Genomic DNA, 10,353 nt, shown 5'->3' on the forward strand with positions numbered 1-10,353 from the left:
AAAGAGGTACACATGCCAACGCAATTTAGCAGGGAAGAATACCGGAAACTCATGGATCTGGCCATGATCGCCAGCTGGGTCCTTCACGTGTTTGAAACCGAGGAAAACCCCGAAACCCGGGACTATGACCAAGTGATCCAGAAGATTTACGAAGGGGCCCGGGAAAAGGGCCTGGGTGATCTGGTGGCCTATGACGAGCAGGCCGGCGCCTGTGTTCCCACCCCGGATTACGAGGAGGAATCCGAGGTCATGGATCTGCTCGAGGATTTCGAGGACAACCTGTTCTGGTTCGGCCTGGCCCAGCGCATGGCCTTGAAAACCCTTGTGGACAAAAAGGGCATTGAAACCTATGACGAGCTTTTTGATCAGGAGAACGCCGCCCAGCTCCGGGCCCTGGAATCGCTGTTTGCCGACGAGTTCTACGAAAACGGCTTAAACAACATCCATGCAAACCTCAGCACGGATGTATCCGATTCCGACATTCCCAAAGAGCCTCACTGAGATGGACGCAGGCACAAATGACAGCTTCGGCGAGGCAGCAGCCCGGCTCATGGATGCGGCCCTGGGAAAAATCCCGGCGGACCTGGTTGTGATCAATGCCCGGGTGCTAAACGTGTTTACCGGCGAATTGCTGGATAACTGCGGAATTTGCGTCAAGGACGGCAAAATCGCCTACGTGGGCCCGGGCGTGGAAGAAATGGCGGATGCGGATACCCGCGTCATTGATGCCGGCGGCATGAGCTTGATTCCCGGATTTATTGACGGCCATACCCACATGGCCGCATCCCTGGTTCCGGAGGAATTTCTCAAATATGCCATGACCGGCGGCACCACCACCATTGTCACGGAAGTCTTTGAGGGCTATTTTGCCGCCGGCCTGGCCGGGGTCACCGACTACCTGGCCGCCTGCAGTGAACAGCCCATCAAGATCTTTGCCACCGCCCCAGCCATGGTGTCCATCAGCAGCCTGTCTGCCGGCATTGACACAGAAGACCTGCAGGCCCTGCTTTCCCGGCCCGAGATTCTGGGCATGGGCGAGGCCTACTGGCAGGAGGTGCTCCAGCATCCGGACCGCTACATGGCGGCGTTTGAAATGGTGCGCAAATCCGGCAAAACCCTGGAGGGCCACACAGCCGGAGCCAGTGAGCAGAAACTGGCGGCCTATCTGGCCGCTGGCATATCATCATGCCATGAGCCCATTTCCGCAGAAGAAGCCCTGTCCCGGCTGCGCCAGGGACTTTACGTGATGATCCGCGAGGGCAGCGTGCGAAAAGACCTGGAAGCCGTATCCGAAATCCGGCACAAAAACATCGACCTGCGCCGGGCCGCCCTGGTCTCAGACGGCATCACCCCCGAGGCTTTGAGCCGGTCCGGCTACATGGAAACCCTTGTGCAAAAGGCCATTGACCTGGGCTTTGCCCCTGTGGACGCCATCCGCATGGCCACCCTGAACGTGGCCGAGCACTTCCGGATGGATCTGCAAATCGGTTCCGTGGCCCCGGGCCGGGATGCGGATTTTCTGCTTGTACCCGATATTTCCACCATCCGGGCCCGGTGCGTGGTCTCCCGCGGGCAGGTCATTGCGGAAAACGGCAAACTGCTGGTTCCCCCCAGGCCCCACGTGTTTTCCCAAACCGCTTACAACACCATGCGCCTGCCAAGGGACCTGGATGCGGCCGACTTTGCCGTCACCGCCCCGGCCCCGGGACCCGTGCAGCGCGTCCGGGTCATGGAAATGGTCACAGACCTTGTCACCCGGGAAAAAATCATGGACCTGCCTGTGGTCAACGGCGAGATTGCGGCAGATCCGGAAAACGACATTGCCAAGGCAGCGGCTGTCAATTTCCGCCAGGATCCGGGCAGGTGCTTTACCGGGCTGGTAAAGGGTTTTGGCATAAAGGCCGGGGCAATGGCGGCCAGCGGCGCCTGGGACACCTCGGATCTTGTGGCCGCGGGGGTCAATGACGCGGACATGGCCGCTGCAATCAACCGGGTCAGCCACAACAGCGGCGGCATTGTTGCGGTAAAATACGGCCGGGTGATCGGTGAACTGCCCCTGCCCGTTCTCGGGGTCATGACAGAACAGCCCATGGCAAACATCATCGAAGCCAACCGCGAGGTCAAATCCGCTGCAAAATCCCTTGGCATTGCCTTTCCCGACCCGGTGCTGAGCCTTTTGACCCTTACCGGGGCGGCCATCCCGTTTATCCGGATCTGCGAGCAGGGGCTGGTGGATCTAAAAACCGGTCAACGCCTGGACCTGTTTGCATAAAACCGGCCCGGCAGCAGGCGATTTTATGTCATCAGGTGCAGATCCGCCATGTACGGGAAATGATCCGACGGGTAAAACCCGTCTTCCTGGTATTTGACGATCCGGGCATGATCAACCGAAAATTCTTTGCTTGCCAGTATCCAGTCAATGCGACTTTTTTGGGGAACACCGGTAAACCCGTGACTGGTGAAACTGTCCCGACCGGAGCCGCCGCCTGACTGCTGCCAAGTATCCTTCAGGCCAACCGCCGGGTCTGTCAGGACCTGGTGCACATCGACTTCAGGCTCCTCGTTGAAATCGCCCATGACCAGCCTGGGCAAACGTGTGCGTCCGGCCCAGTCCGCAATGATCTTTGCCTGGTGAAACCGAGCCTCTTTGCCGATGTGATCCAGGTGGGTGACGGCCGCGCAAATGTTTCGGCCTTCTTCTTCCCGGCAGGCAAGCTCGGCATAGCTCATCATCCGGGGAAAAGCGCTGTCCCAGTCCTTGCTCATGTAAACATCCGGGGTTTTTGACAACCAGAAATCCCGGCCTCCCGTGATTTCAAACCGGTCTTTACGCACAAACAGGGTCGGGCACTGGGCCTTTTTGTCTTCCTGCCGGCCGGGCATGTGGATCTGGTAGCCCGGCAGGTTGTCTGCCAGGTACATGAGCTGGTCCCATTTCCCCTCCTGGGTGCCCAGGATGTCCGGAGCATGGTTTTGAATGACCCGCACGACCATGGCCCTTCTGCACTCCCAGGCATTTTGCCCGTCCCGGTCGTTTTCAAACCGCAAATTAAACGTCATCACCCGCAAATTCATCTGATTCCCCGTCGTTTTTGTCTGTTAGATGGTATCGCCCTGCATGCTGCATAAGGCCGGATCATTCATAGGACTGATAACTTTTTTCCTCCACCAGCTCGGATCCAAAGCCAAGATTGATTTCCCGCTTGACTGCGGCGCGCTTGTCATTGTTGAAATACACGCTTCTGGCTAGGGAGATGAATTCATCATCAAAGGCTTTGGCGCGCTCTTTTTCCCGGATGGCATCCTCGATATCCCACAGCCGGCCGTTGATCTCGTAGAGCTGCAGGTATTGCGGACTTTTTTCGTCAATGCCCGCAGCAGCCATGGCCGTTTTGAGCAGACTAAATTCCCTGTTGATATTGCGCAGTTTTTCCGGATCATGAATCCGCTCGGACTTGATGTGGACAATGGTGGCCTTGTCAACCAATTCCCCCACAGAGACCTCAACCTTCATTGTTGTTCCTTTCCGCACAAACGGTGTATATGGGACAAATCCATTGATTTTTTAAGGCAAACCATATAGTGTAGCCTAACTGATTTCAAGTCCAATCTCATTATAACCAAGGCGTTGTCCGGCAATTCCAGGCCGGAGCCGGCCTTTTGATCCATAAAAAATGCTTGAGCCCACACCTGAAAAAATCTGCCTGATCCGCACCTCTGCCGTGGGCGACACGGTCCATGCCCTGGCTTTGGCCAACGGACTGAAACAGGGCTTTCCCCATGCCAGCCTGACATGGGTGCTGCAGACCATTCCCTATGAAATGGTCATGCACCAGCCGTGCGTGGATCAGTTTATCACCTTTAACCGCAAAGCCGGTCCGGCAGGCTGGCGAAAACTGATTGCAGACCTGCGCAGCCAGCGTTTTGACCTGGCCGTGATCCCCCAGATCAGCGCCAAGGTCAGCCTGATTTCCCTGTTTACTCCGGCAGCAATCAAGCTCGGATTTGACTGGCACCGATCCAGGGAACTGCACTGGCTGGCCACCAACCATAACATCCCCGGCCGTCCCATGGGTCATGTACAAGATCAGTTTTTCGAGTTTCTGGAATACCTGGAGATCCGCAATTTTACAAAAACCTGGGACTTCTGCTTTACCCCGGAGGAACGCAAATGGCAGAAAGCCTATTTTGACCGCATTGACCGGCCGGCAGCCGGATTTGTCATTGCCACGGCCCACCAGCAAAAGGAATGGCCCCCGGCCTGCTACGCCCGGGTCATGGACGCGGTCAAATCCCGCCTGGGTCTTGAGCCGATGATGATCGGCGGGCCCAGCGCCCGGGAAAAACAGATTGCGGAAGAAATTGCCGCCCAATGCACATGCCGGCCCATCATTGCCCTGGAAAAGCCCATCCGCCGCACCATGATGCAGCTTCAGGGATGCCGCATAGTGGTATCCCCGGATACAGGCCCTTTGCACATTGCCGTGGCAATGGGCGTGCCCACCATCGGGCTCTATGGATATTCCAATCCCAGGCGCTGCGGCCCCTACCGATTCCATGACCTGTTAATCGACCACTACAACGATCCGGGGGCACAACACGCTTCGATTACCCGCAAAACCAAGTTGGGACGGATGGAGACCATCACCCCGGAAGAAGTGCTTGAAAAGATTCAATACGGCCTTACAGCCTACCCGGATTCGCAAAATCTGCCGGAGATGGAGAAATGATGACACTCCAGCGGCACCGGGGATATCGGTTCGGCTCGGGCCGAGGCCTGACACGCCCGCAGATGGACCGGCTGGCAGAGTATTTTCAGATGCCGCCGCAAAACCCACAGGGCCGGCTCGGCGGCAGAACGGCTGTTCAACCCGCGGAAATCAAAGGGCTGGGCAGGGTGGTCATAAAGGCATACTTCAGAGGCGGACTGCTGGGCCGGGTCATCGAAAAAACCTACCTGGGTATCGGCCCGTGCCGGGGCCGGGCGGAATTCGAAATGCTAACCCGCATCCGTGCCCTGGGCGTGCGTGCACCGGCGCCGGTGGCCTTTGCATCCAAAGGGCGATTTTTGCAAAACACCTGGCTGGTCACCCGGCAAATCGAAAAGGTCCGTACCCTTTCGGAACTGGCCATGGCCGATGAAAAAGCCGCAGAGCAGATTATTCCGGCCGTGGCCGGCCAGGTGCGCAGACTGATGCAAAACCGCATCCTGCACGTGGATCTCCACCCGGGCAATATTCTGGTGAATGACTGCGGCAGGGTTTATATCATTGATTTTGACAAGGCGCTGCAAACAAGGGATGACGCCGCCCGGCTGCGCCAGCGCTATATCCGCAGGTGGCAAAGGGCGGTGATCAAGCACGAACTGCCCCTGTTTCTCAACCCGTCTTTCCGCGACAGTCTCGGGGGATAAGAAAAGCGTTTTTTGGGCTGGCGCAAAAAAAATGCGGCGCAAACTGTAAGACTTACCGGCCTGCGCCGCAGGAGGGGATCGCTTGTTGAAATGCGGCTATTTTTTGCCCGCGCCGCGCTTGGAGGCCTTGATCGGGTTGATCTTGGCCGCCTTGGTGTCTGCCACTGCGTTGGACACGTGGGTGGCCAGGTTGCAGACGCCGTTTTTCCACTTTTTTTCCGGCTCCGGACACTTGCTGCAATACCAGCCGGATTCATACGATACGGTTCGGCCGCAGCCGTTGCAGGACTCAACAATCTGATAGCAGGTACCGCCGTTATAAACACAGCCGTCTGCTGTCATAAAAGCACATTCCATTCCTTTTCGGGTGGTCTGGCAAATCATTTTTCTCTCAACTCCTTTTCTCACATGAAATAACGGCCCCGAAAGGGGCCGGAAATTTTTTCACAATCCAATATCTGCCAAGCTTATGACACATATAAAAAGATTATTTATATAGCAACGGGTTTGTCCGTGTCAAGATTTTTTTATTGTTTCTGAATTCGCGCTGCCAGCAGGGCGGCGCCAATGGCGCCGTTTAACTGAGCGTGCGGCGAAACGCGGATTTCCACGTCCATCCGGTTTTCCAGGGCTCGGACCACCCCCTGGTTGCGTGCCACCCCGCCTGTCATCATCACCGGCGGAGTAACCCCCACGCGCCGGGCCATGGCCGAAATCCTGGAAGCAACGGATTCATGGATCCCGGCAATCATGTTCTGCCGGCTCTCTCCCCTGGAAATCAGGGAAATGACCTCGGATTCGGCAAAGACAGTGCAGATGCTGCTGATGGCCGCCGGGGCGTCGGCCTCGGCTGAAAGCCGGCCGAAATCATCCAGATCCGCCTCCAGTGCCCGGGCCATGACCTCCAGAAACCGGCCCGTGCCTGCTGCGCACTTGTCATTCATGGCAAAGTCGATCACCTTGCCGGTGCCGTCAATTTTGATCACCTTGCTGTCCTGGCCGCCCACGTCCACCACAAACCGGATTTCCGGATCAATAAAATGCGCGCCCGCACCATGGCAGGTAATCTCGGTGACGGCCTTGTCGGCAAAATCCACGCTGTTTCTGCCGTAGCCCGTGGACACAATGACATCAATGTCATCCCGGCTGATACCGGTTTGGCCCAGAAGGGTTTCAAGCACCGCGTTTCCGGCTTTTGCCGCATGATAGCCCGTAAACTGCAGAGAAGTCCCGGCCAGCTTACCGTCACGGATCAGCGCCGCCTTGGCGGTGATCGAACCAATATCAATGCCTGCGGTAATCATGCTATTTTCCCGCCCTTTACAATATGTCTTGAATTCAAAATTTAATGTGCTGCAAAAAGCACAATACCTGCGTTACGCGCAATTTCTCAGAATATCACGTACGGATAAGTACGCTGCATTCTTCGAAATTGCGCAAGCCTTGATCTTGAACTTTTTACAGCGCCATCTGAAATCAGACTTCTAAGTAATATCAAAAAAGTTGCTGATAGTACTTGGTTCTATAATTTTCGCATGATGCCGACCCGGTGGCGGGTTGCTCCCTGCTGACCGCTTGCGCGCTCAATGCGACTCGCAACCCACCCCCGGGCCGGCATCATGGCCGACTGTGTGCAAAGTTTCACACCAAGGGAGTCGGGAGGAACACATTCAAGTCTTAAAAAGCGTTGTTTTCATGCCCGGTCCCGTGGGCTGGCCCGCCAAGAACCCTTCCAAGGAAGCCCGGGGGGCGGGGTCGGTTTGTAAGCGACATTGAGCGTTTACGGAAAAATTCAGCAAATGCCGGAGCTAAAAAATTTCAAACTGTTTGAGGCCGACAGGCCGAGTTTTTGAAATTTTAAGCGAAGGCATTGGCTGAATCCGTAAACGGTCAGGAGCGAAAAAACTGACCCCGGCCGCAGGGCTTCCTTCCTGGCAAACATCGGGCGCGGTAAACAAGCTTTTTATGCGCCCATCTTCAGGGTTTCCATAAAGGCGTCAATACGGGTGTCGATCTGGCTTTCGGAAAAAGCGCGCTCATCGACCATGTCGGCCTCGATGATCAACGTGGGCACCCCGAGCCGGTCCATGATCATCTGGCGCAGATCGTACTGGCCCAGGGAATAGGGCTTGCAGGAACGGTTGGAATGCATCACCATCCCGTCCACGTGGTATTTTTCAATCATATTGGCCACAATATCAAACATCATGTCAATGGAGATGTTAATATACACCTTGGTATAAGTCTCGGCCATGGCTTCCAGAAACGTCTGTCCGCTCATGTCCGGCAGCATCCCGCTCCAGGCCGAGGTGTAGGTGTCGGCCACCAGGGCCGCGTCATGGGCGGCAAATTTCTCAGACAGCCACCGGGTCCGGTACCACACCGGAAGATTGTCCCACAAAAGCCGGTATCTTTCATCCGGCACCATGGAAACGCCGTCTGTAATGCGCTGGTTTAATTCATCGAGCAGCTCCCGGTAATAATCCACCGCGGTCCGGGTGCCGCGCAGGGTGACAATCAGGGCCAGGTGGAAAAATGCGTCAAATGCCGTCATGGGCGCAGGCCGGTTTGCGCAGGTGTCGAGCACGGCCTGCCAAAGCCCGGTGCCCTCCACGGAAAGCCGGCCCACTTCCTCCATGCGGTCATAGTCCATTTTGGTGCCGCAATGGGTCTCCAGAAAGCCGATATATTCGTAAATCTGGGAAAGCACGTACCTGCGGGCGGAATCGGAAAACTCCGTGTGCACAAAGGGCGTGTCCAGGATAAAGAGGGGAACGTTGTAATACCGCGCCGCGGTTTCGTACCACTTGAGCACGGTGCCGCAGATATTGTTACAGCACACCAGCATGTCGGGTTCGGGCAGGCCGCCGATGGGCCCGGTTTTTTGCACGCTGTCGGCGATATCGGCCCGGGCATAGGAGCACAGATCCCGGGAATAGCCCATTTCCTCTGCTTTTTCACAAAGCTGCGCCCCCATCTTGGAAGCCCCGATCATGGCCCCGTGATTTTCCGGGTACACCGGAATCACGTCCATGGCGATCAAAGGCTCCACAGGGCCGCCGCTGGTGATCCAGGCCACTTTTTTGCCCTGCTCCCGGGCGGTTTTGGCATCAATGTAGTAATTGGTCATGATCTCCTTCATGCGGGAGACCGCCTGGATTTTGGGCGCCTTTTTTTCCGAATCATGCTTTGTTTGATTATCTGCCATTACTTGCCTCCCATACGCCCCGGACTATAGCATATCCACAAAGGTTTCCAAACGGGTGAGCAGCTGTCCCCCGGGCGGGGGCTGGTCCTCGATTTCGATAAGCAGGCTCGGAATCTGTGCTTCGTCGAGAAACTGCTTCAGGTAAGGGTAGTCAAAAGCGTGGGGATCACAGAATTTAAGCTGGAGAAAAACCACCCCGTCTGCCCCCTGCTCCCGGGCCGCATCCACCAGGTGCCGGCCCCTGGCGGTGATATCGGCATGCTTGGCCGGACACACGCTGCGCGACAAATACCGGTCTGCCACAGCAGCCACGGGATCCCCGACGTCTTCGGCAATGGTACCCTCAAAATACCGGGCGCCGGTGCACAGGTCATCCCATACCACGTCCGTCCCGGCCCGGGCCAGCAAATCATAGACGTCCGGATGGGTGCAGATGCCGCCGGCCAGCATCAGACGCTTGCGGCCGGTTTGCTGTGCCTCCCCGGCAGAAGAGCGGATCTGATCGAGAAACGCGGTAATGTCGCGCAAAAATGCCGCCGGCTCCATAACCATGGCCGCGGTCATGATCCAGTGGACCTCAGAGGGCTCAAACAATCCGGGATTCCGGCTTCTGAGCTCATATACGGCTTTTAACTGTTCCCGCATTTGGTTGTACTCACGAATGGCCGAGTTTATATCCGCGTCACGAATCGGTTTGCCAAAGGCGGTCTCAAGCTCCCGGCAAAACCCGGAAAGCACCTCGATCATATATTGCCGGGCACTTTCAGTATTTAGCTTAACCGGCAAAACCGCGTCAAAATGATGGGCAAAACCGGCATTTAACCGCCAGATATCCGACAGCCGCTGAATGGAGTCACAGGTATGGGAAAACACCGCTCCGTCAAGAAAATCCAGATTTCCCTTTAAGGCGTCCTCCAGGCCGCCGCGCACCAGGGAACAGCAATAGGACTGAAGGTGGGTATCCGCGAGGCTGATTTCCCCCCGGGTGCCAAACAGGCGAAAAGGCAGGACCCCGGCGGCGTAAATCAGCTCCACGGGCGCATAGGAACAAAAAAATCCAAGGATGCTGCGGCCGGTTTCCTGTTTTACGCTGCGGCCGTAGGCTGCAGGATCGCGCCAGATCGACCGAAACCTTTCTGCTGAAGTCATGGAGTTTTCCTTATACAAAAATCAAGTCCGGTTTTTCCTTGCGGAGTTCAATGATGTGTTTAGCCTGCACAGGCATGCCTTGTTCATACCCTTGCGGCCGAAGCCGTGTCAAGGCGAAAAAACGAGCATTCGTTCGTTTTTAACACTCCTTTTTCACCTTCACCAGCCAAAGCCATATTTTCCGAAAAAATTCCATGATGCAACAAGATCAATCTAAATACCGCATTCGTAAAATCAATAGAAATCGAAATATTGGCTAACCGCCTGGAAATAAAATTAGAATATCCTTGACAAAATCATTAAATTCATTATTTATAGAATAAATTAAAGAAAAAGAAAACATACTATTATAGTGCCCGAACGAAAACCAGGATTTTTCGTTAAGGTCCAGGACGGCGAAAATTTTAACCGCAGGAATACTCGACGTATTTTGAGGATTAAAATTTGAGCCGGACGCAGAGATTGGCGGAAAAGACGGTTTTTGTTCAGGCACTATTATACAACCCAATTGGAACAGAGAAAGGTATCCCATGGATCGGGAGAAAAAAACCAACAGTGAATTTATTATTGACGCATTGCTCAC

Annotated in this window: 10 protein-coding genes; 4 read left to right on the forward strand and 6 right to left on the reverse strand. The window is 55.5% G+C overall.

The window, feature by feature from the left end:
* Positions 1-12 precede the first annotated feature (12 nt).
* A complete protein-coding gene (locus tag R6U41_RS05910; protein ID WP_410268908.1) occupies positions 13-501 on the forward strand; it encodes a hypothetical protein in 489 nt (162 codons plus the stop codon).
* Position 502: 1 nt separating this feature from the next.
* A complete protein-coding gene (locus R6U41_RS05915) occupies positions 503-2,272 on the forward strand; it encodes an adenine deaminase C-terminal domain-containing protein (RefSeq protein ID WP_410268909.1) in 1,770 nt (589 codons plus the stop codon).
* Between the two features lie 23 nt (positions 2,273-2,295).
* Here the strand turns inward: R6U41_RS05915 and R6U41_RS05920 are convergent, their stop codons facing one another.
* Positions 2,296-3,060 carry an endonuclease/exonuclease/phosphatase family protein gene (locus R6U41_RS05920; RefSeq protein WP_410268910.1) on the reverse strand — a complete coding sequence of 255 codons (765 nt, stop codon included), beginning with the start codon at positions 3,058-3,060 and terminating at the stop codon, positions 2,296-2,298.
* A 76-nt stretch (positions 3,061-3,136) separates the two neighbouring features.
* Positions 3,137-3,514, reverse strand: a complete 378-nt coding sequence (locus tag R6U41_RS05925; RefSeq protein ID WP_410268911.1) for a DUF6165 family protein — start codon at positions 3,512-3,514, stop codon at positions 3,137-3,139.
* Between the two features lie 160 nt (positions 3,515-3,674).
* Between R6U41_RS05925 and R6U41_RS05930 the strand changes: the two genes are divergently transcribed.
* Together R6U41_RS05930 and R6U41_RS05935 are read left to right on the forward strand one after the other, a co-directional pair.
* The gene (locus R6U41_RS05930; protein ID WP_410268912.1) at positions 3,675-4,730 is read left to right on the forward strand and encodes a glycosyltransferase family 9 protein; all 1,056 of its coding nucleotides are present in this window, start codon (positions 3,675-3,677) and stop codon (positions 4,728-4,730) included.
* Entirely contained in the window at positions 4,727-5,413 is a 687-nt protein-coding gene (locus tag R6U41_RS05935; protein ID WP_410268913.1) for a lipopolysaccharide kinase InaA family protein, read from the forward strand. Before R6U41_RS05930 ends, R6U41_RS05935 begins: the two co-directional genes overlap by 4 nt.
* Positions 5,414-5,509: 96 nt before the next feature.
* Here the strand turns inward: R6U41_RS05935 and R6U41_RS05940 are convergent, their stop codons facing one another.
* From R6U41_RS05940 to R6U41_RS05955, 4 genes are all read right to left on the reverse strand, one after another.
* Positions 5,510-5,797: a PxxKW family cysteine-rich protein gene (locus R6U41_RS05940; protein ID WP_410268914.1), complete on the reverse strand. Its 288-nt coding sequence runs from the start codon at positions 5,795-5,797 to the stop codon at positions 5,510-5,512.
* A 143-nt stretch (positions 5,798-5,940) separates the two neighbouring features.
* A complete protein-coding gene (locus R6U41_RS05945; protein WP_410268915.1) occupies positions 5,941-6,717 on the reverse strand; it encodes an acyl-CoA dehydratase activase in 777 nt (258 codons plus the stop codon).
* 659 nt (positions 6,718-7,376) lie between these two features.
* Positions 7,377-8,621 carry a 2-hydroxyacyl-CoA dehydratase subunit D gene (locus R6U41_RS05950; RefSeq protein WP_410268916.1) on the reverse strand — a complete coding sequence of 415 codons (1,245 nt, stop codon included), beginning with the start codon at positions 8,619-8,621 and terminating at the stop codon, positions 7,377-7,379.
* 24 nt (positions 8,622-8,645) lie between these two features.
* The gene (locus R6U41_RS05955; RefSeq protein ID WP_410268917.1) at positions 8,646-9,770 is read right to left on the reverse strand and encodes a 2-hydroxyacyl-CoA dehydratase subunit D; all 1,125 of its coding nucleotides are present in this window, start codon (positions 9,768-9,770) and stop codon (positions 8,646-8,648) included.
* Positions 9,771-10,353 lie beyond the last annotated feature (583 nt).

Origin of the sequence: Desulfosalsimonas sp., assembly GCF_046483245.1 — a bacterium.
In the GTDB taxonomy this organism is placed as follows: Bacteria; Desulfobacterota; Desulfobacteria; order Desulfobacterales; family Desulfosalsimonadaceae; genus Desulfosalsimonas.

Coding starts and splice junctions, on each gene's coding strand:
- R6U41_RS05915 (WP_410268909.1), top strand. CDS start 503: ATGGACGCAGGCACAAATGACAGCTTCGGCGAGGCAGCAGCCCGGCTC.
- R6U41_RS05920 (WP_410268910.1), bottom strand. CDS start 3,060: ATGACGTTTAATTTGCGGTTTGAAAACGACCGGGACGGGCAAAATGCC.
- R6U41_RS05945 (WP_410268915.1), bottom strand. CDS start 6,717: ATGATTACCGCAGGCATTGATATTGGTTCGATCACCGCCAAGGCGGCG.
- R6U41_RS05925 (WP_410268911.1), bottom strand. CDS start 3,514: ATGAAGGTTGAGGTCTCTGTGGGGGAATTGGTTGACAAGGCCACCATT.
- R6U41_RS05930 (WP_410268912.1), top strand. CDS start 3,675: ATGCTTGAGCCCACACCTGAAAAAATCTGCCTGATCCGCACCTCTGCC.
- R6U41_RS05955 (WP_410268917.1), bottom strand. CDS start 9,770: ATGACTTCAGCAGAAAGGTTTCGGTCGATCTGGCGCGATCCTGCAGCC.
- R6U41_RS05940 (WP_410268914.1), bottom strand. CDS start 5,797: ATGATTTGCCAGACCACCCGAAAAGGAATGGAATGTGCTTTTATGACA.
- R6U41_RS05935 (WP_410268913.1), top strand. CDS start 4,727: ATGATGACACTCCAGCGGCACCGGGGATATCGGTTCGGCTCGGGCCGA.
- R6U41_RS05910 (WP_410268908.1), top strand. CDS start 13: ATGCCAACGCAATTTAGCAGGGAAGAATACCGGAAACTCATGGATCTG.
- R6U41_RS05950 (WP_410268916.1), bottom strand. CDS start 8,621: ATGGCAGATAATCAAACAAAGCATGATTCGGAAAAAAAGGCGCCCAAA.